Source organism: Marinomonas epiphytica (genome assembly GCF_054780655.1).
In genome coordinates, this window is the sequence record NZ_BAAGVX010000038.1 from 18,473 (window position 1) to 42,690 (window position 24,218).

Here is a 24,218-nt window from a genome sequence, read left to right on the forward strand (position 1 = left end):
GCTCCTCTTAATCTTATTATGCAGACAGTACTTTCTCTGCCGTAGCGACAACATTTTCAACAGTAAAGCCGAAGTGCTTCAGCAAATCACCACCTGGCGCTGATTCACCAAAGCTAGACATACCAACTGTTGCGCCTTCGAAGCCAACATATTTAGTCCAGTAGTCAACATGAGCCGCCTCAATAGCAACACGTTTTCTAACAGTCGCAGGCAAGACAGAAGCTTTGTAAGCATCGTCCTGTGCATCAAAAACGCTCGTTGAAGGCATAGATACAACACGTACTTGTTTACCCGTTTCGGCAAGTGCTTGCGCTGATTCAATGGCAAGTGCCACTTCTGAACCTGTCGCGATCAGAATAAGGTCTGGCGTTCCCGCACAATCTTTAAGAATGTAGCCACCTTTCGCAATATTAGCGACTTGCGCATCATCACGTGTCTGAGCAGGCAAACCTTGACGAGAAAATACCAAGGAGGTTGGCCCTTCACGACGCTCAATTGCAGCTTTCCAAGCAACGGCTGTTTCGGTCGCATCACATGGGCGCCATACCGACATATTTGGTGTCATTCGTAAGTTAGCAAGTTGCTCAACAGGCTGGTGAGTCGGGCCATCTTCACCCTGACCAATAGAGTCGTGAGTGTAAACAAAAACGTTCTGAATACCCATTAGGGCCGACATACGAACCGCATTACGCGCATACTCCATAAACATCATGAAGGTTGCGCCGTAATTAATGAAACCGCCATGCAAAGAAGCACCGTTCATGATACCGCTCATACCGAACTCACGAACCCCGTAGAATACGTAGTTGCCTGCTGGATCTTCTTGTATGCCTTTAGAGCCAGACCATAGTGTCAGGTTGGAACCCGCTAAGTCAGCCGAACCACCCAACAACTCAGGCAACATAGCACCGAAGAAACCAATCGCATTCTGCGACGCTTTACGGCTAGCAATGTTTTCACCCTTTGCCTGACATTCTGCAATGTAAGCTTGCGCTTTCGCTTCAAAGTCAGCGGGTAGTTCACCTTTTAGGACGCGACGTTCAAATTCCGCTGCGAGTTCAGGGTAAGCCGCTTTATATGCTGCAAGTTTTTCGTTCCACTGTGCTTCTTGCTCGGCACCAGCAAGCTTTGCATCCCAACCTTCATATACGTCAGCAGGAATTTCAAAAGGAGCATGCTCCCAGCCTAGGAATTCACGTGCTGCGGCAATTTCTTCTTCGCCTAGTGGCGCACCATGGCAGTCATGGCTACCTGATTTATTTGGGGAACCAAAGCCGATAATTGTTTTACAGCAAATCAATGTTGGCTTACTAGTTTCAGCTTTTGCTGCTTCAATAGCTGCTTTAATGGCTTCAGGGTCATGGCCATCAACATCAGCAATAACGTGCCAACCATAAGACTCAAAACGCTGAGGTGTGTTATCTGTAAACCAACCTTCTACATGGCCATCAATAGAAATGCCATTATCGTCCCAAAACGCAACCAATTTACCCAACCCCAAAGTTCCCGCTAAAGAACAGGCTTCGTGAGAAATACCTTCCATCAAACAACCATCACCAAGGAAGCAGTAAGTATTATGATCAACAACTTCATGGCCTTCACGGTTGAACTGTGCTGCTAACGTTTTTTCAGCAATCGCCATACCCACAGCATTACTGATACCTGCTCCGAGCGGGCCGGTCGTGGTCTCTACCCCTTCGGTGTAGCCATACTCTGGATGACCAGGTGTTTTTGAGTGCAATTGGCGGAACTGCTTGAGCTCTTCCATTGGCAGGTTATATCCTGACAAGTGCAATAGTGAGTAAATCAACATTGAGCCATGACCGTTAGAAAGTACAAAACGGTCGCGATCAGCCCATTTAGCATTCGTTGGATTGTGCTTTAGAAAATCGTTCCACAATACTTCAGCAATATCTGCCATACCCATAGGGGCGCCTGGATGACCTGATTTTGCTTTCTGAACGGCATCCATACTCAGGGCACGAATAGCATTAGCAAGATGTTTACGAGACGGCATTGTTATTTTACTCCTAGTAGCTTTGAACTATTTAAGATCCATTTCCTACCCGAAAGCCGGTTGGCTTATTCGCTTTCAGGCAGAATCACGCCCAGTTATAGGGCAGATGCGCAAAATGGCATTAGAATCCCTCCATCCTAGCAAAAAAGAACCAGTTTGGCTCCCTATAATCACTTCTTAAACTTGAACATTACAAAGTTTTAATGCATTATTATCCACCTTAACAGCGTCGATTTGTTTCGGCTTGCGGACGCTATATAAAAGCAGCTAAACAGAAGCGATACACCTGTTTAGCTCATGTTCATGCTAAGCGGGTTTTTTTATGCCTTTTTAGCGCTTATCCATCATTTTGATAGAGGCACTAATTACATGTCAGATTACACTTTATTTACTTCGGAATCCGTTTCTGAAGGCCATCCAGACAAAATTGCAGACCAAGTTTCAGATGCCATTCTTGACGCTATTCTTGCTGAAGACCCTGAAGCTCGTGTTGCCTGTGAAACACTGGTAAAAACCGGTATGGTTTTAGTCGCAGGCGAAGTCCGAACCAACGCTTGGGTCGACATTGAAGAAATTTCCCGAGGGGTTATCCGAGAAATTGGTTACAACAGTTCAGACATGGGATTCGACTGGGAGTCTTGTGCTGTTATGAATGCCATTGGAAAGCAGTCTGCCGACATTGCTGTGGGCGTTGATGAAGCCAATGAAAAAGAGCTAGGAGCGGGTGACCAAGGCCTAATGTTTGGTTTTGCCACCAATGAAACTGACGTTCTAATGCCAGCGCCGGTAACCTATGCACATCGCCTAGTACAACGCCAAGCTGAAGTGCGTAAAAACGGCACCTTAGACTTCTTACGCCCAGACGCAAAAAGCCAAGTTACCTTCCGCTACGACGAAAATGGCAAACCCTGCGCAATAGACGCGGTTGTCCTATCTACCCAGCACAGCGCCGCAATCAAACAAGATGATTTGCGCGAAGCTGTACTGGAAGAAATCATCAAACCGGTATTACCTGAAGAGTGGCTGTCCGAGCAGACGAAATACTTTATCAACCCAACAGGCCAATTCATCATCGGCGGACCAGTGGGTGACTGTGGCCTGACTGGTCGTAAAATCATCGTAGATACTTATGGTGGCATGGCCCGCCATGGTGGTGGTGCCTTCTCTGGTAAAGACCCTTCCAAAGTTGACCGTTCTGCGGCTTATGCAGGTCGTTACGTTGCTAAAAACATTGTCGCTGCAGGGCTGGCCGATAAATGTGAAATTCAGGTGTCTTACGCCATTGGTGTTTCTGAGCCTACTTCAATCAGCATTAACACATTTGGGACAGGCAAAATCAGTGATGCTGAAATCGTTAAACTCGCTCGTGAACATTTTGACCTACGCCCTGCTGGATTAATCGAAATGCTCGACCTGAAGCGCCCGATTTACCTACCTACTGCCGCTTATGGGCACTTTGGCCGTACTGCTGATAACTTCACTTGGGAAAAAACAGATAAAGCAGATGTACTGCGTAAAGCAGCTGGCTTATAATTTTTTCTAAATGAATGGCCCTCTCTTCCGATATGGGATGAGAGGGCTTTTTTTTGCCACCCATGTAAGACCAAGCTGAGAACCCAGAATGCGTATACCAAGAATTTTTGTTGATATTGAGCTGGCAGAACATACCACCATTAACTTACCTGATTCTGCTTTTCAGCACTTATGTAAAGTATTAAGGCTCAAATCCGATCACCCCATACGCTTATTCAATGGCTCGGGGGGGCAATACAGAGCAAAGTTAGTTGACGTTGAAAAACGCTCAGCAAAAGTTCACTTAGAAGAATTTGAGCCCCTAGACAGTGAGTCCCCTATCAAAGTGACGATAGGCCAAACACTTTCTCGCGGAGAGCGAATGGATTATGCCATCCAAAAGGCAGTCGAAGCAGGTGTCTATGCCATTCAGCCTTTGTTTAGCGAACGCTGCGAAGTCAAACTTCAAGACAACCGCATTGAAAAAAGAGTTCAGCATTGGCAGCAAGTTGCTATTAGTGCAGCCGAGCAGTCTGGCCGAGGATACGTGCCAACAGTTCACTCTCCAATAAAATTAGATGACTGGCTGTCAACTTGTAACCAAACGTTAAAATTGACACTTCATCATCACAGTCCCACCCCACTAAGGGATTTTTCAGCACCTATAGATGGCCATATAGCACTACTGATCGGCCCAGAAGGTGGGCTGACTGAAGAAGAGGTGAAATGCTCGTTTAATCAGGGGTTTGCATCTATAAAACTAGGGCCTAGAGTATTGCGAACTGAGACCGCACCGATTGTTGCACTGAGTATATTGCATCATTTATGGGGCGATTTCTAAAAAAAGCATTTTGTTACAACAACTAAACAGTAGTTAATTTAAATACTGATCAACGAGATAGAAATTCGCGTTATATTATGGGATGTAATATAACTAGTTCTCATAGCAAGACTAAAAAGGACACATAAACGTATGTTTAATAGAATTTTCTTTACCCGTGTACTTTGCATAGCTGGGCTCTCTGCCACGAGCCTATCGCAAGCTATGACGCTTGAAGAAGCGACTTATATTGCCATAGAAAGCAGCCCATCTGTACGCCAGGCTATTGCACAATATAGAGAAAGCATCGAAAGCGGTGAAATCACGCGTCACGCTGGCTACTATCCAACGGTTAACGTATCTGCGGGCCTTGGTCGGGAAACGACTTATAACGAAACTTCCGATGATGTCAGCCTAACTCGTCGAGAAATGTCTCTAAGCTTGAACCAAAACTTATTCGACGGCTTTTCCACTAAATACGAGACAGAGCGCCTCAGCAATGAAGCTGAAGCAAACCGATGGAATGCTTTAATTGCCGTAGAAACGACTGCCCTAGAAGTCGCTCAAGCCTATGCGGATGTATTGCGATACCGTGAGTTGGCCGTTCTTGCTGACATGAACTTAGAAACCCATACGCGCATTTACGGACAAATTAAACTAAAAAGCGATACAGGTATTGGCCGCCAATCCGACCTTAGCCAAATTACCGCTCGCTTAGCAAAAGCCCATGCCAACAATCTTGCCGCCATTAATAATTTGCGAGATGCAGAAAGTAACTACCTCAATGTAGTGGGGGAACTGCCTCCTGAAGACTTAATTTATCCGGTTCCCGATCGTGATTTAATTCCTCAAACCCTAGACGATGCTATCAAACAAGCTTTGGCTAAAAACCCAGCAATAGAAGGAGCTAAATGGGATGTGAGAGCCACCGAGAGCTTTCGCAAAAGTTCTGAATCAAGCAACTACCCTAGCGTTAACTTTTCGCTAGAAAGGACGTGGAACAACAACGTTGATGGCACAGCAGGCAAAGATGAAGACCTATTGGCCATTGTACGGCTCAGTTACGACCTTTATAACGGCGGCAATCAAAAACGCCAAGAAGAAGTCGCTGTGCAACAGAATGTTCAAGCGAAGGAAATTCGCCGTAACACCATTCGCGACACTGAGTTCACCGTTCGCCTTGCTTGGGCTGCCTATGAAGCCACTCTTGGTCAAAAAGAACATATTCGTCAATATGTAATTTCAACCAAAGAGTCTCAAATAGCCTACGAAAAACAGTTCCGATTAGGCCGCCGTACATTACTTGACGTACTAGATAGCGAAAACGAACTATTCCAAGCACGCCAAGATTACGTGAATGCAGACTACGACGAGCTATTTTCTGAGTTCCGATTGTTCAACGCTAAAGGTGAACTGATGCGAGCATTTCGAATTTATCGCCCGCAATTACTCGGCTTTGCAGATGAATTCGAAAATGATATCCCAGTGAATGGTCCTAGCTCTGTAGAAGAACTTCAACAACTAGAAAGCAATATACCTACCTCATTTCCTGAGGAAACTGTACAGCCACCTATCAAGACGACAGAAGAAGATGAACTCTTCTTAGAAGCAGACCCAGACTCAGGCTCTTGGTAATACTTGATAGCCCCTTCTAACTTTTCCCATATGAGGCGCTTTGATTTTATCAAAGCGCCTCACTCTCACACCTAGAACAAGTTCAGGCGCATTGTCATATACAGACTAAAAAAAAGTACTTAGAATATTAATATGGGGATGTTTTTTTACATTCTTCCCCCATATCCCTGTAGCATACAAAACGACTTCCTCTTTAATAGGAACCAATATATGACAATCAAACTTGGTATCGTAATGGACCCTATCTCGTCCATTAACTACAAAAAAGACACCTCTCTTGCGATGCTATGGGCCGCCAGCGAGAAAAATTGGTCCATCACTTACATGGAACAAAAAGATCTATTTCTTGATAAAGGTAAAGCCTATGCAATGGCTCGCCCTTTAACGGTCTTTAAGAACCCTGAACATTTCTATGAACTTGGCGATGAGAACAAAGTGGCGCTGGGTGATCTCGATGTGATCCTAATGCGTAAAGACCCTCCATTCGACAGTGAATTCGTTTATAGCACCATGATTCTCGAACAAGCTGAGCGAGATGGCGCTATGGTCGTCAATGATCCTAAGAGCATTCGCGATTGCAACGAAAAACTGTTTGCCACCCAGTTTCCACAATGCTGCCCTCCTGTTTTAGTGACACGCCGTGCAGACCTATTAAAAGCCTTTCACCAAGAGCACGGTGATGTCATTTTCAAGCCCTTAGATGGCATGGGAGGAACCTCTATTTTCCGCCTAAAACCGGACGATGCTAACGTGAGTGTTATCATTGAAACACTCACAAATCTGGGTACTGAGCAGATTATGGCGCAAAAATTTATCCCTGAGATCAAACAAGGTGACAAGCGTATCTTAATCGTCAACGGTGAGCCTGTTCCATACGCTTTAGCACGCATCCCAGCTTCTGGTGAAACTCGCGGCAACCTTGCTGCAGGTGGCCGTGGTGAAGGCCGTGAACTCAGTGACAGAGACCGCTGGATATGTGAGCAAGTAATACCGTCTTTAAAAGAGAAAGGCTTAATGTTTGTGGGTTTGGACGTAATTGGCGACTATTTAACTGAGATCAATGTCACCAGTCCCACTTGCGTACGGGAACTAGACACTCAATTTGGGCTCAACATTGCGAACTCTTTGATCGAAGCGATCGAAGCCAAGCTTCAATAAGGCTCCAATGCGCTATTTAGACCGGTTTTCAATCGCTCTTTTCATTGCCATCAGCTTACATTTGCTGATGGTAATGATCATAGGGTTTGATTTTTCACCTAGCGCACCCAAACCGAAAACACTCGAAATAACCATAGTTCAACACACCTCGAAAGCGCCCACCGAGGCCGACTTTATCGCCCAAGCCAATCAACAAGCCAGCGGCACCGAGCTACGCAAACAAAAACTCACCACCACAGAGTCGGCTAAATTTTTGGCGGACCACATTCAAGAAATCACCCCGCCAGTACAACCCCAACTTGCAGCCTCTGAGCCAGCTCCAGATATTAACTTGATTGCAAGTCAAACTTCCGAGTCCACTCTGCAGGTCCTAGATGAAAAGCGCACAGAGGAGCTCACTTTAGAAGAACGCTTTCGAGGTGAAACCCAAGTTCCCAGCCACCTAACCAGTGACATAGCAACTCTTGAGGCCTTACTAGACCAACAACGCCAAGCTTATGCTAAGCGCCCCAGAGTGCGGCGCTTAACGTCTGTTTCTGCTAAAGCCGCCATTGACGCTCAATACTTAGACGATTGGCGCCGCCGCATTGAGCGTATTGGTAATATTCATTATCCCGCTGAAGCAAGAAAACAACAACTTTACGGTGAATTACGCCTAGCCGTTGTGATACTACCTAACGGGTACGTAGATGGTATTGAAGTGCTACAAACATCTGGCGTTCGTATATTAGATGATGCCGCCATGCGTATTGTGCGCCTTGCTGAGCCGTTCGATGTTTTTCCGGCAGCGCTAAAAGCCGATGTAGATAAACTAGAAATCATCAGAACTTGGCGCTTCATTCCTGGTGACCAGCTCAAGAGCCAATAGCCAGACACAAAAAAGCCTTCAAAAAGAAGGCTTTATCTAGTATTGCATAAAGTGCGTTTTATCAGTCGAACTGGCCATCACCCATGGCTATGCGTATCTTCTTCATCGCATTCTTTTCTAACTGGCGGATACGCTCCGCAGACACACCATATTCATCCGCTAATTCATGGAGAGTCGACTTTCCATCTGACAACCAACGCTGTACAAGGATATTACGGCTACGTTCATCTAAGTCTGCCATCGCTTCTTCAAGACGTTGATTTGAATCAGCTTCCCAATTGCCATTTTCTAACAATCTGGCTGGATCAGCGCTGTGATCTTCAAGGAACTGTGATGGTGCTTGGAACGCGCTATCGTCATCATCGTCTGCAGTTGCATCAAAAGCCATATCTGAAGAGCTTAAACGCCCTTCCATTTGACGCACCACTTCCGGCGTCACGCCTAAATCACTAGCAACTGATTCTACTTCATCATTACTAAACCAAGACAAAGACTTCTTCGCACTGCGCAAATTAAAAAACATTTTGCGCTGAGCTTTAGTAGTCGCCACCTTAACAATACGCCAGTTTTTCAGGATGTACTCGTGTATTTCTGCTTTGATCCAGTGCACAGCAAAAGAAACAAGGCGTACACCAACCTCAGGGTTAAAACGTTTAACGGCCTTCATAAGACCAACGTTACCTTCCTGAATAAGATCACCTTGCGCTAGGCCATAACCGGAATAGCTTTTGGCAATATGGGCAACAAAGCGTAAGTGGGACATAACCAAGGTACGCGCTGCCTCTAAGTCTTCTTTGTAATATAGACGTTCTGCCAGCGCTTTTTCTTCTTCGGCTGTCAAAATTGGAATTCTGCTTACAGCTTGCATATAGGATTCAAGATTTTGACCTGGAATCATAATGTCTGTCGGCTGAAGAGCTTTACTCATCTCTATATCCACCTTTATTGTTCATACAATGTACGACAAAATATTAACAACTAAATCTACAATAAACAGGCTTAAAATGTGGATAAAACATGACTATTGCGCCAGTTTATTCCTTGCCTGCCACTTTCTTATTCTAACTCAATGTTTGTAATATGACGATTGACTGCCACCCAAGCGCCACACACACCTACAAGAGCGCTAATAGTTAAACACAAAAAGATTTCATCTGCATTAAAAGACTGTAATTGAAAACGCCCTTGATACGACTCGATTAATCGCTCAGCAGGAGTACTTACCCACCAACTTATCAATAAAATACAGATACTTGCGAAAAACCCGCCCAATACGCCAAACCAAAAACCCATATAAAGAAATGGCCTTCTGATGTAGGCATCCGTTGCTCCTACTAGCTTCATCACCAAGACTTCATTGCGCCGGCTTTCTACCGCCATTCGAATAGTGTTACCTACAATTAGCAGCACGGCTACAATTAACAAACTCGACAACACATAGGCAAATCTCTGCCCAAAGTCCAGAATATTGGCAAGACGCTGTAACCATTGTGCATCTAATTCAGCTCTTTCCACCTCATTTTGCTCGGAAAAAGTATCCCTGAGTTGCTGTAAGCTATCTAAGGTATCTAAATTCACTTCCTGCTTAGGTACGACCCTTAACACGATTGGCAACGGATTTTCGGGTAACGAGGATAAAATCTGCTCATAACCACTTTCTTGCTCAAAGAAGCGCAAGCCTTCTTCTTTCGAGATGTACTCAACACCGGCCACCTCTTGTAAGGCTGAAATACGATGAGACAAGGCAAGTGCCTGAGTATCTTCAAGGTGCGGAAATAAGTAGAGCGTAATGACAGACTGTTGTTCCCACTGGTCAGTTACCGACTGTACATTCTTAAGCAAGACATACAGCCCGCCAGGGAGAGACAGCGAAATGGCAATCACCATCACTGTCATAATACTAGCCATAGGATAAGCTAATAAACGGAAAAAGCTTTCCATCAATGTCGCTTGGTGTAACAACAGCCACTTTTTAAAATTAAATGAAGAGCTTGGCTTCCAGTTATGACGTGTTGCCTTAACCTGATCTCTTGTGGCACCTCGTTGGCTTGCTTTAAGGGACATTTATGCAAAGCCTCCATCGTTCACCATACGGCCTTGACTCAAGGTCAACACCCTGTGGCGCATACGAGCAACCAAGGCTAAATCATGACTTGCCACCAGCACAGTCACTCCCACTCGATTAAACTCTTGAAAGAGGTTCATTATTTCTGCGGATAATTTGGGGTCTAGGTTACCGGTGGGTTCATCTGCCAATAGTAATTGCGGTTTATTGACCACAGCACGAGCAATACCGATACGTTGCTGCTCACCACCAGACAAGGCCATAGGGTTAAGCTTTTCTTTGCCTAATAGACCTACTTTGTCCAATGCGGCACGCACACGCTTCGCCATTTGCATAGGATCTGCCCCGCTCACTTGTAATGGCAAGGCCACATTATGAAAAACGCTACGATCGAATAACAGCTGATGGTTCTGAAATACAACGCCAACACGACGCCGATGCTCTGGTATGGCTCGACGGCTCAGAGTTCTCAGATCTATACCATCGACAAGGATCTGGCCTGATGTTTGTCGTTCAATCATCATCATGAGTTTCATCAGGGTACTCTTACCAGCACCAGAGTGGCCCGTTAAAAACGCCATATCACCTTGTCGCAAATGAAAGCTCACTTGAGATAAGGCTTCTTGGCCACTCTCGTATTTTTTACCAACTCGCTGAAATTCAATTTCCACGTTTAGCAGGTTTCCTTAATCTAATTGAAAGACACCTTGCACTATTGTCCACCATCAAACAAGGCGTCAACAAATTCTTGCGCTTCAAATGGTCTTAGGTCCTCGGCTTGTTCCCCTACACCTATGTAACGAATAGGCAAGCCAAACTGCTGGGCAATGGCAAAAATAATACCGCCTTTAGCGGTACCATCTAACTTGGTTAGGGTAATGCCACTCACGCCCACAGCTTCAGAGAACAACTTGGCTTGGCTTAAGGCATTCTGCCCAGTACCTGCATCCAATACTAACATGACTTCATGAGGGGCTTTCACATCAAGCTTTTGCATGACTCGCACTACTTTGGAAAGCTCATTCATTAAATTTGCTTTATTCTGTAAACGCCCAGCCGTATCAGCAATCACAATATCGACACCTTTTGCTTTAGCAGACTCAATCGCATCGAATATTACAGATGCCGAGTCCGCTCCCGTATGTTGAGCTACCACAGGGACATTATTACGCTCACCCCAAACCTGTAATTGCTCCACTGCCGCCGCTCGGAAAGTATCTCCCGCCGCCAACATGACGCTTTTCCCCATAGCCTGATACTTTTTAGCAAGTTTACCAATAGTGGTGGTTTTACCCACTCCATTTACACCGACCATTAAAATAACAAAAGGCCCTTCAGTGTTTTCTGGTTCTAATGGCTGCTGAGATTTCGCCAAGATCGCACTCATTTCGTCTTTTAGGCTACCCATTAAAGCATCGGCATCTTTCAGCTCTTTACGCTTAAGCTTGTCTGTTAGACCCTGCATGAGGGTTTGGGTCGCATCAATCCCTACATCCGCAACCAGTAATTGGGTTTCTAACTCTTCTAGTAAATCATCATCGATCTTTTTACTGCCAACCACCAATGAAGACAACCCCTCTCCCAAACCGCTGCGGGTACGAGACAACCCCGCTTTAATGCGCTCTGACCAAGATAAACTTGGAGTTTCAACGGGTTGAGGGGCTTCTGTGCTAGAAGGTGTTGCCGGTGCAATCACCTCTTCCTTGGCAACAAGGTTAGCAGGCTCAGGTGTAGAGTCTGTTTTCACTGGGGTGTCAGCAGCAGTATTTTCTGGCGAGTTTTCTTCTGCCAGAGTCGCTTTTTCTTGCTCTGCACCTAATTTTGCTGCCTTTTGTTTTTCTGTCGCTATTCTTTTGTTCAAGCGACGACGCAAAGCGATGGCGAGCAAGGACAACGCCAAACCAATCGCAATCGGAGCATAGCGTGCATACTCTCCAAGATAAGGTGTTAAAAAGGTAATAAGTTGTTGAACATATTCCATTAAATCAGTCTCTTTAAGTATATTTGTGCCGAATTTAACAATGAAATGTTATGATAGACATCTCTTTTATCGACTATTTGTCATGTGTTAGGTGATGATTTTATCATCATTCCCATTCACAGGCAGAATTAGTTTTACGGAAGATACCTTAAACCGAGCTCTGATCAAGGTGTTGTATGCCAGAACAGTCTAAACCTCTCTTTAGCCGACCCGTATTAGCAGCCATCATGCTAATCTCTACTTTAGGCATTTGGGCACTTAACTTAACCGCACCGAGTAGCAAATTACCCACTCCCGTTATAGAGCAATGGCGCACCAGCAACGACATACCCGTCACTTGGCTAAACCTTACAGAGTGGGAACACAGCAATCGTTTGGAACTGAAGTTGGTGTTTTCTGCACCGTTAGACAACCCCCTTCTAACCCAACACACTTTAGCAATGTTAATGAGCGACGCTCTTCCTCTTAGCACCTCTACAATTAATCAAAGATTTCGCCCATTAGCCGCTAAAGCCCATGCTAGCTTTAACCGTGAACAACAAGTGATTGGCCTAACCTTGAGTAACGAGCCCCAATATCTTACGCCAACGTGGCAAGTACTTGAGCAGTGGTTGACCCAACCTACATTTAAGCAACGAACCTTTGCTCAACAAACTAATCGTGCAACGGCTTCGCTCAGTAGCCAATACCAATTACAGCAAGCTCTATTCAATGACCCTCCTTTTACAATACATGACGCTGTATCTTTGGAGCAGATCCAAAAGGCTTATCAGCAACTGCAATCTCACCTTTCTCATATTGTATTGGTCGGATACCTACCAGCAGACATAGAATCCGATATTAAGCTGAAACTAAACGCGCTCTCTCGTCACTTCTCCTTACCTGTAGCAGACCAAGCGGATTCAGCTTTGGCTGCCAGAAAAGTACAAAAGCACGGTACTGGTGAGTTGTGGCAAAGCCACAGCGCCCTTGCCATTACACCGATACAAAAAGTAGAAGACTGGATCAGTTTGCAGCTTTGGGGGGGCGACCTGGTACAACAGCTAAACCAGCAAGACACTATTAGCTTTACACAACTCAATTTAGCTCTCGCGGCTAAGCAGCCTTGGGTGTGGTGGAATATCCAATATCAGCCTCCTGTTCTTGTTGCACAAGACTCAACTGAACAACATAATTTAAACGCTGAAAGCTTTGCCAAAACCGACAGCATTCCATCGGCAAACCAACAAGAACGTTTTAATGCATTGTTTTCAAGCTTTAAAGAACAGCTAGAGGGACAAGCATTAACTCCTGCATGGTGGAGTCAAATTGCTACTCAGGTGATTGCCCTCAACGCGACTTTCGACTTGAATGCGTTTGCTCAGAGTTATAAAAACTCCATCGACGAATTTAATCGTGAAGCTTATCAGAGCTCACTAGCTGAGCTACTGCAAGGCTCAAATTATCAAGAGATACAAGTTTACCAATGAGAAAAAAAGCTCCTAAATCCACAGCTCAAACAAAAAACTCGGCAAAGCTAAGAATCATTGCTGGAGAATGGCGCTCTCGACAACTACCTATACCAAATTTAGAGGGGCTGAGACCGACGCCGGATCGCGTACGCGAAACCTTATTTAACTGGATCCAACACAGGGTTCCAGGCGCTAACTGTGCAGACGTATTCTGTGGTTCAGGAGCGCTCGGTTTGGAAGCCTTATCACGGGGAGCAAAATCCGTCGTCTTTGTCGATACGGCGAAACAGGTTAGCCAACAAATGAAGGCAAATCTGTCTACCTTAGGGGCAAACAATGCTCAAGTTATTCAGCAAAGCGCATTAGAGTACCTTATGACTCCTCCCGAACACCCCATGGACATTGTTTTTTTAGACCCGCCGTTTAGGAAGCATTGGCTAGATCAAATTATTCCTCTACTAACGCCTAACTGGCTGGCTCCCAATGCCTATGTATATATAGAAATGGAGAAAGAGGCATCATTACCTGAGCTACCGAAGAACTGGCGGCTTAATAAGGAGAAATCGGCTGGGCAACTTGTTTACAGGCTCTTCCAAGTCGTCAGCTAATTGCCGCCCTAAAAAGGCGTATCTCTTGATGGTCGAAAGCGCAACCGCTAGACTAGATATATTCTTTTCCCAATTTTCATCACCTAGGGAAATTCACTCATTCATTAGGACAACCAAAGCTTATGCCTGACACAGTACCTGTCGATTCTGTTGGTGTTGTCACACCACAGATTGCACACTTTAGTGACCCGTTAGCACTATCTTGTGGGCAGACCTTGTCGTCTTATCAATTGGTCTACGAGACCTATGGAAAACTAAACGAACAAGCCTCCAACGCGATCTTAATTTGTCACGCCCTAAGTGGCGATCATCATGCGGCTGGATACCATTTAGATGAACACGGCCAACCACAAAAAAAACCTGGATGGTGGGACTCCGCTATTGGCCCAGGCAAAGCCATTGATACCAACCAGTTCTATGTGATCTGTTTAAACAACTTAGGCGGCTGCTGTGGCTCAACTGGCCCAACCAGCATCAATCCAGATACTAACAAACCTTGGGGCTCAGACTTTCCCCTAGTAACCGTTGAAGATTGGGTAGAAAGCCAAGCACGCCTGGCTGATTACCTTGGCATAGAACGCTTTGCTGTCATAATCGGTGGCAGCCTTGGTGGCATGCAAGCCTTAGAGTGGAGCATTCGTTTTCCAGACCGCCTTGCAGCAGCGGCTATTATCGCTTCAGCCCCTAAGTTATCGACGCAAAACATTGCTTTTAATGAAGTCGCTCGCCAATCCATTCGTCGCGACCCAGACTTCCTCAACGGTCAATACCTAGAACATGAAACTGTTCCAACTAATGGCTTGGGCTTAGCACGCATGTTAGGGCACATCACTTACCTATCTGATGATGCCATGGGCAAAAAGTTCGGACGCCAGATGCGTCATGAGGAATACCAATACAATTACGGTATTGAGTTCGAAGTAGAAAGCTACCTTAGATATCAAGGCGAGGCCTTTACTAAACGCTTTGATGCGAATACCTATATGTTGATGACGAAAGCGTTAGATTACTTCGACCCGGCCGCAAAATATAACGGTGATTTATCCGCCGTATTAAGCCAAGCTAAATGTGAATTTCTGCTGGTCTCTTTCTCCACTGACTGGCGCTTCGCTCCTGAGCGCAGTGAAGAAATTGTCGACGCATTGGTGAAAGCGGGAAAACATGTGAGCTACGCCAGGATCGAGGCAAATGAAGGTCATGACGCCTTTTTGTTCCCTATTCCTAGGTATATGAACGCTCTAAAAACCTTTAACACTCGCATTGGCAAATCTCTGCTTAAGGAGTCAAAGTAATGCGTACTGACCTCGAACTACTCAACGAGTGGATTCAACCCAAAAGCCGAGTGTTGGACCTGGGGTGTGGCCCTGGTGAACTTCTGGAACACCTCATTGGCAACAAACAGGTCCAAGGATATGGCCTTGAAATAGATCCTAAAAACATCAACTTATGCCTAGAAAAAGGCATTCCTGTTCTAGATCAAAACATAGATGAAGGACTAGATAACTTTGATGATCACAGCTTTGACCTAGTCGTTATGACTCACGCTTTGCAGCAGTTCAGACGGCCAGATCTTCTGCTGGATGAGATGCTACGAATTGGCAAAGAATGCATCATTACTTTTCCTAATTTTGGCCATTGGCGCAACCGCATCCACCTTGGTTTGAAAGGACACATGCCGGTCTCTGAATTTTTGCCCTATAACTGGTATGACACGCCAAACATTCACTTTTGTACCTTTAATGATTTTGAGCATTTGTGCCAAGAAAAAGGCATTAAAATTCTACGCTGGGCAGCCGTTGACGGCCATTTAAGAGACCATTGGTGGATCCGAGCAATGCCCAACCTACTGAGTGAAACAGCTATTTTCCATGTTAGCCGCTAGCCATTATAAGGAACTGCAAGTGAACCAAACTCTCGTTCTAGCCAGTAATAACGCGGGGAAAATCCGCGAGTTTAATGAGCTCCTAAGCCGTTTTGATATTAAGGTGAAACCACAAGGCGAATTTTTCTCAGACGAAGCAGAGGAAAACGGCCTAAGCTTTATTGAAAATGCCATTCTGAAAGCCAGGTTCGCCTGTGCTCGCACCGGCTTACCTGCTCTAGCAGATGATTCTGGTATTGCGGTCGACTATTTACAAGGAGCTCCCGGTATTTATTCGGCGCGTTTTGCAGGCCAACATGGAAATAATCAAGCCAACAATCAGCTACTGCTAGAAAAACTCCAAGGGGTACCAGAAGCAGATCGCACAGCCCGATTTCATTGTGTTTTAGCGTATTTACGCCATGAAAACGACCCCATTCCTCAAGTATTTCATGGTGTTTGGGAAGGCCGCATTATGACACAAATGTCGGGATCTGAAGGCTTTGGCTACGATCCTATCTTTTATGTTCCTGAACGCGACTGCAGTGCAGCAAGCTTACCTAAAGAAGTCAAAAACCGACTAAGCCATAGAGCCAAAGCACTAGAACAGCTGGTCACTCACTTCCAAACAACTGCTTTTTAATCGAACGAGTACACTTTGAGCCAACCAGCCAGCCTACCGCCACTTAGCTTATACATACACTTGCCTTGGTGCGTTAAAAAATGTCCTTACTGTGATTTTAATTCTCACCAAGCCGATCGCTTTGAAAATCAAGGTAAGCTACCAGAAGAAGCCTACTTGGCTCAGTTATTAGCCGATTTAGAAGTTGATCTTCCCTATGTAGCGAACCGCCCCATCCAAACCGCCTTTATTGGCGGTGGCACGCCTAGTCTAATGAGTGAAGACTTCTATTATCAGCTTATGTCCAAGTTGCGTGAAAAACTGACTTGGGTCGAGGACGCTGAAATCACAATGGAAGCTAATCCGGGTACCTTTGAGCAAGCTAAGTTCACGCATTTTCGTCAAGCTGGTATTAATCGTCTCTCTATTGGAGTACAAAGTTTTCAGCCAAACCTGTTGAAAACCCTAGGAAGAATCCACAACCGAGACGAAGCAATAACGGCTGTGGATAAATCTCGTTTAGCTGGCTTCGACAATATCAACATTGATCTTATGCATGGCTTACCCGGTCAAAGCCAAACAGATGCACTGGACGACTTATCCCTCGCCATCGCCCTCAACCCTGAGCACTTATCTTGGTATCAGCTCACCATTGAGCCCAACACTGAGTTTTATCGTCGCCCACCCACTTTACCGGAAGACAACACCCTATGGGCTATTCAGGATGCGGGTCAGGCTTTATTGGGAGCCAAAGGCTTTGCTCAATACGAAGTCTCAGCGAACGCCCAAGTGGGTCGCCAAGCTAAGCATAATCAGAACTATTGGCGTTTTGGCGATTATATTGGAATCGGCGCGGGCGCCCATGGCAAAATCACTCTGGAAAACGGTCAGATATTTCGAACTCGAAAGACCAGACACCCGAACCATTACTTGAGCAACCTGCCTGAAGCACTTGTTACGAAAGAAGCTATTGCTTCCGAAGACCTGCCTCTTGAATTTATGATGAACCGACTACGACTGTTTGAGTCCTTTAAGCTGCAGGATTTTGAACGATTTTGCCAACAAAATTTGCCAAATTCACTATTGGGTGCCTGTGAAACAGCACTAAAAAGAGGCCTGTTAGAGCCTACTGAGTGGCAACATGGTCGAGTAGAAACAACAGATAAAGGTAAGCTGTTCCTCAATGAATTATTAGAACTCTTTCTCGCCTAACAGTTCATACTCTTGACAATGATTTGACATCTAACTAAATAGCTGTCACCATTCACACCGATTTTAAGCCAACCTAGATGGTGTAACTCATCATCTAGCGCAATAAACACCCTCATTTTCAATATTCCTCATAATAAAAATCACTTACCGCTGTCAGATAAGCTGCTTATCATGAGTTGTTTTTGTTACGAGTTATTCAAACGAATAGAAAGTGATTGATGCATTGCAACAGCGGCTTTTCAGGATGCTTTATTTTCTAGGAGAAACTTATGAGTAACCCCATTCCAGACTCAGGTCGGGAAGAATACAGTACCTCTTACAAGGTCGGTCAAGATAACGTTCAATTTTTAGGCCTGGACGTACTGAACCCTGTCTTCACCACCAGCGCGATCATCATTTTTCTATTCATAGTAGGGAGCATCGCTTTTCCTGCTGACGCGAAAGATCTGTTGATGACAGCAAGAAGCTGGTCAATCAATAACTTTGATTGGTTTTTCTCTATTTCTGGCAATATTTTTGTGCTCTTCTGCCTGGCATTAATTCTACTCCCTGTAGGTAAAATTCGCCTTGGAGGCAGCCAAGCAAAAGCCGAACACTCCACCATTACATGGTTCTCAATGCTATTTGCTGCTGGCATGGGCATAGGCTTAATGTTTTGGAGTGTGGCTGAGCCAGTTGCTTACTACACAGGTTGGTATGGCACACCTCTCAATGTTGAGGCAAACACCCCTGCGGCCAAAGACTTAGCAATGGGTGCGACCATGTATCACTGGGGACTCCACCCTTGGGCGATTTATGCTGTTGTGGCTTTATCTTTAGCTTTTGTTGCATACAATAAAGGTTTACCTCTAACAATCCGCTCTGCTTTTTACCCTTTATTCGGTGAAAAAGTGTGGGGCATTGCTGGTCATATCATCGATGTTGTGGCCGTTATTGCGACTATTTTTGGTTTAGCAACATCATTAGGTTTTGGCGCTCAACAAGCGACCAGTGGATTAAACTTCTTATTTAATATCCCTAACACCTTAACCACACAAATCTTTGTCATTTGTGGTGTCACTGCGGTGGCTATCTTCTCGGTAGCACGTGGTCTTGAAGGCGGTGTAAAACTGTTAAGTAAGGTCAACATGATCATCGCGGCACTGCTTGCTATGTTCGTGCTCATCTTAGGCAATACCGGAGCAATTTTTGGCGCTGCCGGAACCCTGGTTGTCGGTTACCTAGACAATATTATCCCTCTGAGTAACTGGGTTGGCCGTGAAGACGAAACCTTCTACCACGGCTGGACTATTTTCTACTGGGCTTGGTGGATCTCCTGGTCACCTTTCGTCGGCATGTTCATTGCGCGCGTTTCTCATGGTCGTACCGTACGAGAGTTCATGATAGCTGTCCTATTAGTTCCAACGGTTGTAACCATCTTATGGATGGCCATCTTCGGCGGATCGGCTGTGGATCAAGTGGAAAATGGCATTGGTAGCTTGGCTGGCGGTCTAACTGATGCGTCTCTAGCCATGTTCCAAATGTTTGAACAACTGCCACTGACAGGTCTGATTTCTTTTATCGGTATTGTTTTGGTATTGGTGTTCTTTGTCACTTCTTCTGACTCGGGCTCTTTGGTTATCGACGGCATTACCGCGGGCGGTAAAACGGACGCTCCGATGACACAGCGCGTTTTTTGGGCGGTACTAGAAGGTGTTATCGCCATTGCCTTGCTTATTGGTGGCGGCTCAGATGCCCTTACGGCCATTCAGGCGGCAGCTGTCACAATCGGCTTACCTTTCACCTTACTCATGCTCGTAATGTGCATCAGTTTGTGGAAAGGTCTACGCGGCGATTTACATTTAGTCGCTAAGTAAAAGACACCAGGCAGCAATGTAATCTTTTGTTGTCATTGCTGCCTAAGTCTTTTAAAATCATTCGCCTTCTTAGGGGAGTAATCTTCCTTGCCTTTGGTAAGGATTCTTTGTCAACATAATTGAGCCTCATGCTCATGGCAAAGAAGTTTCTAGTGGAATAGAAATTGATGAGACTTAAGACAATGATCTGACCTAGGTGGGCGCAGATACGTTGTCTTTTGTTTTCAAGCCCACCTAGGAACACAACTTATGGACGCGCTTTTTCCCTCAATCACCTCTGTTGCCATCGCAGAAATGGGTGATAAGACTCAATTACTTGCCTTGTTCCTTGCGACACGGTTCTCTTCTAAAACGGCCATCGTGTTAGGAATTTTATTTGCCACTTTATTGAATCATTTAATGTCTGCTTGGCTTGGAGCAGAAGCCGCACGTTGGATTCCCGCTCAATGGAGCCAGTGGCTTATAGGCCTCAGCTTTATTGCCGTAGCCATATGGTTATTAGTTCCTGATCAAGACGACAGTGCAGACAACAAGCTCTTAAAATACAGCGCATTTTGGGCTTCATTTACGCTGTTCTTTATTGCGGAAATTGGTGATAAAACACAAATAGCTACCGTATTGCTAGGCGCTCATTATGGTTCAGTTTGGTGGGTTTTGCTCGGCTCAACCCTCGGTATGATGGCGGCCAATGTTCCTATGGTCTATGCGGGTAGTTGGGTGCTTGCCCGCATTAATGCCAAGCTAGCTAGGCAGCTTGCTTGTGCGACTTTTCTCATTATGGGTATAGTGAGTTTATTTGCCCCGTTCGCATAGCTAAGGACATAGCATGGAAATTGAACTGTCCGAGATTTTGGATGCATTATGCCAGTATTCTCCATTCGAAGAACTATCGGACGACCCGCAACTACTGGAGATGGTTAAAGAAATAGAGATTCAATACTTAAGGGCAGGTGAATGGGCCATTGCGCCAAACAGTTTGAACCAGGTGCTGTTTTTTATTCGCAGCGGTGCGATTGAAGTATTCCACAAAGAAAACAAGCTCATTCGACGCATGAATGAAGGGGAGGTATTCGGCTATGCCTCCTTGATACGTGGGGGCAAGTCAACACAATCCATGCGTACTATTGAAGACAGCTTATTGTATCGGATTCCTGCAAAGTGGTTTCTAAAGCTCTACGATGAAAATGACCATTTCTCAGATTACTTCGAGTTAGACAGAGACGTTCGATTGCGCACCGCGGTCGATGCCCAAAGCTCGGACGTTTCCCTCATGACCTGGCCCGTTAAAAGCTTACTGCGACGCCAGCCAGTGAGTGTTCAACAATCCGTGAGTATTCAAGCGGCAGCGCAAACCATGTCAGAGAAACGAGTATCCAGTCTTCTTATATTGGACGATCAGCAACTCGTCGGCATACTAACAGATAGAGATTTAAGAACTCGCGCTGTTGCTAAGGGGTTAGCATACGATACCTCTGTGGAACAGATTATGACCCCTAATCCCCTCGTGATTGATTGTGGTGATTATGCGTCCGAAGCAGTTTTAAAAATGATGGAACGAAACATACACCATCTTCCTGTGATGAAACATGACAGTCCAATTGGGGTGATCAGTGCTGGTGATATCGTCCAGAAAGAAACCCATGGTAGCGTTTTTTTGATCAGTGAAATACACAAGCAAACCAGTATGGAAGGGCTGCGCAATATCAGCCAAAAAATGCCCCATAGCTTTAGCCAACTGGTAGAAGCCGATGCCAATACACAAATGATAGGCAATGCTATGTCGCACATGGGTACGGCGTTTGTAAAACGACTTTTGCAGTTGGCTGAAATCAAATTCGGTCCGCCGCCAGTGCCCTATTGTTTTGTCGCTCTTGGCTCTCAAGCTCGGGAAGAGCAAACGATCAAAACCGACCAAGACAATGCCATCATATTGAGCAATAAATACAACGAAAGCTTACACGCTGAGTATTTTAAACAGTTAGCAGAATGGGTTTGCGCACAACTAGACCAATGTGGCTACAGTCTGTGTAGTGGTGACATCATGGCCTCCAACCCACGTTGGCGACAACCTCTTGCTGTATGGCAAGATTACTTTAGTGATTGGATACAGCAACCCAAGGCCGAGGCTTTACTCAGAGTCTCTATTTTCTTTGATTTGCGTGGTGTGTATGGCGACAAAACCCTCGCTAAACAACTTAACAGGCACATCCGAGAGCAAACTAAGCAATTTCCAAATTTTCTGACCTTTATGGCGCGTAATGCCAATCAGAGAAAGCCCCCTCTCGGCTTCTTTAGACAATTCGTTTTGGATGGCGAAGGGAAGCAATCCCGCACTTTTAACTTAAAGGAGAGAGGCATAGCGCCCATTATCGACATTGTTCGAGTACATGCTCTGGCTTGTGGTAGCCAAAAGCTGAATACTTTTGAACGCCTCGATGACATAGAAGCTGAAGGGCTATTACCTGAGGGCAGAGCACGGGATCTTTCCCTGGCCCTGGAAATGATTGGTTTAGTTAGAATCAAACACCAGAGAGATCAAATCAGTGAAGGTGTAGAGCCGAATAACCACGTCAACCCTGAGAACTTATCTGCTTTTGAAAAGCGCCACCTGCGTGATGCTTTCGACATTGTGGTGCGACAGCAAGAGTTCCTAAAATTCCGCTATGCAGGAAAACGCTAGTTTATGGCTCTTAATAACCCGTTTAAAACATCCGCTGAATCTTCTGAATTTGATTGGAAAAATGCCTATCAGCAATGGGCAGAGGAAGCACCAGAAGGCCCATTAAAGCGCTTTTATCAAGCTGGCTGCGTTGCCCCCAGCACACGTTTAAGGGACGCGCCGCTTATGGGGCTAGACATAGAGACCACGGGACTAAACAGCAAGGAAGATGAAATCATTAGCCTTGGTATTATGCCATTTGATCACACCATTATTCGCTGCCAAGGCGCTCAATATTGGATAACAAAACCCGATAATAACCTACACGCCGAATCGGTCACCATTCACGAGATCACAGATACAGAATTAGGAAACGCCCCACCTTTAGAAGGGGTACTAGAAAAGCTATTAACGGCTATGAGTGGCAAGCTCATGGTGGTTCACTGCGTAGCCATTGAACGCCAATTTTTGTTAGAAGCGGCGCTTAAAGTGTATGGCTATCCACTGTATTTCCCAGTGCTAGATACCATGGATATTGAGCGCCAAGCGTATCAGCCAAAATGGTGGCAACGCTTTTCTAAAGCACCTTCATTGCGCCTAGATGCTTGTCGGCAGAGGTATAACTTGCCTCGCTATAAAGCACATCATGCTTTAACTGATGCGCTGTCATCAGCAGAGCTTTTACAAGCGCAAATAGCTTACCACTTGAACCCACAACGACCTGTTCAGCAGTACTGGCTATAAGCCTCTAAGATAAGCTCGGACAACTTTCTCGTACCACCAAGTCGGTGTCTAACATAATATCTTTAGGCTCTCGCAAGCCTAAGAATACTTGTGCGGCAACACGCCCTTTCTCAACGGTTTGTTGGTGTATCGTAGTAATAGATGGATGGAAATTACCACTTTCAGGAATACCATCAAAACCCACTACTTTTACATCTTCAGGTACTCTTAGGCCCATTTGTAGCGCAGCTTGTACTGAGGCAATGGCAATACAGTCACTCATACACAAAAGAAGCTCTGGCCTTTTAGCCATGCTTAGCGCTTCTCTAGCAGCTTGATACGCCAACTTATGGTTGTTGACAGGGATATTCCAGATATATTCAGAGTTTGCCGACATTCCATGCTCTTTTAGTGCTTGGTTATACCCTTCAAGCCGCTGAATCGATATAGACGCCGCTCGGTCATACAACTCATCATCTCTCACTCTGCACACTCTATCCGTATCCAAAAGCGAGAGTCCCATAACCGCCACGTTAGTCGGTTGATGAGCAAGAGCATGTTTTGCGATCCGATAAGCCCCTTCTTTGTTCTCAATATTCACCGAGGTCGTACCTGGAATGAAGCTGTCTACCGTAATAATATTTTTATGAGGCATTAACCAAGGGGCGTTCAGGCATTGCTGCGGCTTGTGCCCGTAAACAATAAAACCGTCTACCATAGAGGACTGCATACGGCTTTGGGCATCTTGTTGGCTTTCGTTAGAGGATAGCAAGAGCATATTGTATTCATGCTCTTCAAACACCTCCGCCATCCCTTGTAAAAACTGGCTCGCCACTGGGTCTGTGAGGCTATAGCTCAGGTCATCTGAGAGCACGATGCCCACAATACCTGTACGACCTGTGCGCAAACTACGAGCCGCAGCATTTGGCCCAAAATAGCCCATTTTTTCACATTCGCTAAGAATATTATCTCGTAAGATAGCCGAGAGCTGGTCAGGTCGGTTAAAAGCATTAGAAATGGTTGCCGTCGAGACATTAAGCCTTTCCGCAACATCTTTAAGTGTCAGCTTTTTTATTTTCTTCTTCATAGTTGCAATCATAATGATGAATTTTGCCTTAGTTTACTGACAACAAAACAGCCAACCCATGAATGCATAAGCTAGCTGCTCTA

General features: G+C 45.4%; 21 protein-coding genes and 2 riboswitches. Of the genes, 15 read left to right on the forward strand and 6 right to left on the reverse strand.

Annotated features, from left to right (window positions below; genetic code table 11):
- Positions 1 to 16 precede the first annotated feature (16 nt).
- Positions 17 to 2,017: a transketolase gene (gene tkt / locus ACYVGZ_RS12510; RefSeq protein ID WP_460756069.1), complete on the reverse strand. Its 2,001-nt coding sequence runs from the start codon at positions 2,015 to 2,017 to the stop codon at positions 17 to 19.
- A 216-nt stretch (positions 2,018 to 2,233) separates the two neighbouring features.
- Positions 2,234 to 2,309: riboswitch (SAM riboswitch) on the forward strand.
- Positions 2,310 to 2,386: 77 nt separating this feature from the next.
- Between tkt and metK the strand changes: the two genes are divergently transcribed.
- The 5 genes from metK (at position 2,387) to ACYVGZ_RS12535 (ending at position 8,010) form a co-directional block, all read left to right on the forward strand.
- Complete coding sequence (gene metK / locus ACYVGZ_RS12515) at positions 2,387 to 3,550, forward strand: methionine adenosyltransferase (protein ID WP_460756072.1); 1,164 nt, start codon at positions 2,387 to 2,389, stop codon at positions 3,548 to 3,550.
- Positions 3,551 to 3,638: 88 nt separating this feature from the next.
- Positions 3,639 to 4,370, forward strand: a complete 732-nt coding sequence (locus ACYVGZ_RS12520) for a 16S rRNA (uracil(1498)-N(3))-methyltransferase (RefSeq protein WP_460756074.1) — start codon at positions 3,639 to 3,641, stop codon at positions 4,368 to 4,370.
- Between the two features lie 132 nt (positions 4,371 to 4,502).
- Complete coding sequence (locus ACYVGZ_RS12525; RefSeq protein WP_460756077.1) at positions 4,503 to 5,984, forward strand: TolC family outer membrane protein; 1,482 nt, start codon at positions 4,503 to 4,505, stop codon at positions 5,982 to 5,984.
- A 210-nt stretch (positions 5,985 to 6,194) separates the two neighbouring features.
- Positions 6,195 to 7,142 carry a glutathione synthase gene (gshB, locus tag ACYVGZ_RS12530; protein ID WP_460756079.1) on the forward strand — a complete coding sequence of 316 codons (948 nt, stop codon included), beginning with the start codon at positions 6,195 to 6,197 and terminating at the stop codon, positions 7,140 to 7,142.
- Positions 7,143 to 7,149: 7 nt separating this feature from the next.
- The gene (locus ACYVGZ_RS12535; RefSeq protein WP_460756082.1) at positions 7,150 to 8,010 is read left to right on the forward strand and encodes an energy transducer TonB; all 861 of its coding nucleotides are present in this window, start codon (positions 7,150 to 7,152) and stop codon (positions 8,008 to 8,010) included.
- 61 nt (positions 8,011 to 8,071) lie between these two features.
- On the opposite strand, the gene rpoH is transcribed toward ACYVGZ_RS12535, so the two are convergent.
- The 4 genes from rpoH to ftsY form a co-directional block, all read right to left on the reverse strand.
- On the reverse strand, positions 8,072 to 8,938 hold the full coding sequence (gene rpoH / locus ACYVGZ_RS12540; RefSeq protein ID WP_460756084.1) for an RNA polymerase sigma factor RpoH: 867 nt from the start codon (positions 8,936 to 8,938) through the stop codon (positions 8,072 to 8,074).
- Between the two features lie 128 nt (positions 8,939 to 9,066).
- Positions 9,067 to 10,074 (reverse strand): permease-like cell division protein FtsX, encoded by a 1,008-nt coding sequence (gene ftsX / locus ACYVGZ_RS12545; protein ID WP_460756087.1) that lies wholly within the window; start codon positions 10,072 to 10,074, stop codon positions 9,067 to 9,069.
- Complete coding sequence (gene ftsE / locus ACYVGZ_RS12550; protein ID WP_460756090.1) at positions 10,075 to 10,746, reverse strand: cell division ATP-binding protein FtsE; 672 nt, start codon at positions 10,744 to 10,746, stop codon at positions 10,075 to 10,077.
- Between the two features lie 41 nt (positions 10,747 to 10,787).
- Entirely contained in the window at positions 10,788 to 12,056 is a 1,269-nt protein-coding gene (ftsY, locus tag ACYVGZ_RS12555) for a signal recognition particle-docking protein FtsY (protein WP_460756093.1), read from the reverse strand.
- A 176-nt stretch (positions 12,057 to 12,232) separates the two neighbouring features.
- Here ftsY and ACYVGZ_RS12560 point away from each other — a divergent pair, with 176 nt between their 5' ends.
- The 10 genes from ACYVGZ_RS12560 to ACYVGZ_RS12605 all read left to right on the forward strand — a co-directional run bounded on the left by ACYVGZ_RS12560 (position 12,233) and on the right by ACYVGZ_RS12605 (position 23,069).
- The gene (locus tag ACYVGZ_RS12560) at positions 12,233 to 13,525 is read left to right on the forward strand and encodes an insulinase family protein (RefSeq protein WP_460756095.1); all 1,293 of its coding nucleotides are present in this window, start codon (positions 12,233 to 12,235) and stop codon (positions 13,523 to 13,525) included.
- Positions 13,522 to 14,115 (forward strand): 16S rRNA (guanine(966)-N(2))-methyltransferase RsmD, encoded by a 594-nt coding sequence (rsmD, locus tag ACYVGZ_RS12565; RefSeq protein WP_460756098.1) that lies wholly within the window; start codon positions 13,522 to 13,524, stop codon positions 14,113 to 14,115. Before ACYVGZ_RS12560 ends, rsmD begins: the two co-directional genes overlap by 4 nt.
- A 122-nt stretch (positions 14,116 to 14,237) precedes the next feature.
- Positions 14,238 to 15,407, forward strand: a complete 1,170-nt coding sequence (gene metX / locus ACYVGZ_RS12570; protein WP_460756100.1) for a homoserine O-succinyltransferase MetX — start codon at positions 14,238 to 14,240, stop codon at positions 15,405 to 15,407.
- Entirely contained in the window at positions 15,407 to 15,997 is a 591-nt protein-coding gene (metW, locus tag ACYVGZ_RS12575) for a methionine biosynthesis protein MetW (RefSeq protein WP_460756103.1), read from the forward strand. Before metX ends, metW begins: the two co-directional genes overlap by 1 nt.
- Positions 15,998 to 16,016: 19 nt before the next feature.
- Positions 16,017 to 16,619, forward strand: a complete 603-nt coding sequence (gene rdgB, locus ACYVGZ_RS12580; RefSeq protein ID WP_460756105.1) for an RdgB/HAM1 family non-canonical purine NTP pyrophosphatase — start codon at positions 16,017 to 16,019, stop codon at positions 16,617 to 16,619.
- 15 nt (positions 16,620 to 16,634) lie between these two features.
- On the forward strand, positions 16,635 to 17,810 hold the full coding sequence (gene hemW, locus ACYVGZ_RS12585; RefSeq protein ID WP_460756108.1) for a radical SAM family heme chaperone HemW: 1,176 nt from the start codon (positions 16,635 to 16,637) through the stop codon (positions 17,808 to 17,810).
- A 269-nt stretch (positions 17,811 to 18,079) separates the two neighbouring features.
- Positions 18,080 to 19,666, forward strand: a complete 1,587-nt coding sequence (locus ACYVGZ_RS12590; protein ID WP_460756111.1) for a BCCT family transporter — start codon at positions 18,080 to 18,082, stop codon at positions 19,664 to 19,666.
- A 60-nt stretch (positions 19,667 to 19,726) separates the two neighbouring features.
- Positions 19,727 to 19,908: riboswitch (yybP-ykoY riboswitch) on the forward strand.
- Positions 19,909 to 19,915: 7 nt separating this feature from the next.
- Complete coding sequence (locus ACYVGZ_RS12595) at positions 19,916 to 20,479, forward strand: TMEM165/GDT1 family protein (protein ID WP_460756113.1); 564 nt, start codon at positions 19,916 to 19,918, stop codon at positions 20,477 to 20,479.
- 13 nt (positions 20,480 to 20,492) lie between these two features.
- Positions 20,493 to 22,346 carry a DUF294 nucleotidyltransferase-like domain-containing protein gene (locus ACYVGZ_RS12600; protein WP_460756116.1) on the forward strand — a complete coding sequence of 618 codons (1,854 nt, stop codon included), beginning with the start codon at positions 20,493 to 20,495 and terminating at the stop codon, positions 22,344 to 22,346.
- Positions 22,347 to 22,349: 3 nt separating this feature from the next.
- Positions 22,350 to 23,069, forward strand: coding sequence for a 3'-5' exonuclease (locus ACYVGZ_RS12605; protein WP_460756118.1), 720 nt, complete (start codon positions 22,350 to 22,352; stop codon positions 23,067 to 23,069).
- 4 nt (positions 23,070 to 23,073) lie between these two features.
- Here ACYVGZ_RS12605 and ACYVGZ_RS12610 read toward each other — a convergent pair whose 3' ends face one another.
- A complete protein-coding gene (locus ACYVGZ_RS12610) occupies positions 23,074 to 24,135 on the reverse strand; it encodes a LacI family DNA-binding transcriptional regulator (protein WP_460756120.1) in 1,062 nt (353 codons plus the stop codon).
- Between the last annotated feature and the right edge of the window lie 83 nt (positions 24,136 to 24,218).

Coding starts and splice junctions, on each gene's coding strand:
- ACYVGZ_RS12535 (WP_460756082.1), top strand. CDS start 7,150: ATGCGCTATTTAGACCGGTTTTCAATCGCTCTTTTCATTGCCATCAGC.
- rpoH (WP_460756084.1), bottom strand. CDS start 8,938: ATGAGTAAAGCTCTTCAGCCGACAGACATTATGATTCCAGGTCAAAAT.
- metW (WP_460756103.1), top strand. CDS start 15,407: ATGCGTACTGACCTCGAACTACTCAACGAGTGGATTCAACCCAAAAGC.
- gshB (WP_460756079.1), top strand. CDS start 6,195: ATGACAATCAAACTTGGTATCGTAATGGACCCTATCTCGTCCATTAAC.
- ACYVGZ_RS12560 (WP_460756095.1), top strand. CDS start 12,233: ATGCCAGAACAGTCTAAACCTCTCTTTAGCCGACCCGTATTAGCAGCC.
- ACYVGZ_RS12610 (WP_460756120.1), bottom strand. CDS start 24,135: ATGAAGAAGAAAATAAAAAAGCTGACACTTAAAGATGTTGCGGAAAGG.
- ACYVGZ_RS12520 (WP_460756074.1), top strand. CDS start 3,639: ATGCGTATACCAAGAATTTTTGTTGATATTGAGCTGGCAGAACATACC.
- ACYVGZ_RS12600 (WP_460756116.1), top strand. CDS start 20,493: ATGGAAATTGAACTGTCCGAGATTTTGGATGCATTATGCCAGTATTCT.
- ACYVGZ_RS12590 (WP_460756111.1), top strand. CDS start 18,080: ATGAGTAACCCCATTCCAGACTCAGGTCGGGAAGAATACAGTACCTCT.
- metK (WP_460756072.1), top strand. CDS start 2,387: ATGTCAGATTACACTTTATTTACTTCGGAATCCGTTTCTGAAGGCCAT.
- rsmD (WP_460756098.1), top strand. CDS start 13,522: ATGAGAAAAAAAGCTCCTAAATCCACAGCTCAAACAAAAAACTCGGCA.
- ACYVGZ_RS12605 (WP_460756118.1), top strand. CDS start 22,350: ATGGCTCTTAATAACCCGTTTAAAACATCCGCTGAATCTTCTGAATTT.
- ftsY (WP_460756093.1), bottom strand. CDS start 12,056: ATGGAATATGTTCAACAACTTATTACCTTTTTAACACCTTATCTTGGA.
- ftsX (WP_460756087.1), bottom strand. CDS start 10,074: ATGTCCCTTAAAGCAAGCCAACGAGGTGCCACAAGAGATCAGGTTAAG.
- ACYVGZ_RS12595 (WP_460756113.1), top strand. CDS start 19,916: ATGGACGCGCTTTTTCCCTCAATCACCTCTGTTGCCATCGCAGAAATG.
- metX (WP_460756100.1), top strand. CDS start 14,238: ATGCCTGACACAGTACCTGTCGATTCTGTTGGTGTTGTCACACCACAG.
- ACYVGZ_RS12525 (WP_460756077.1), top strand. CDS start 4,503: ATGTTTAATAGAATTTTCTTTACCCGTGTACTTTGCATAGCTGGGCTC.
- tkt (WP_460756069.1), bottom strand. CDS start 2,017: ATGCCGTCTCGTAAACATCTTGCTAATGCTATTCGTGCCCTGAGTATG.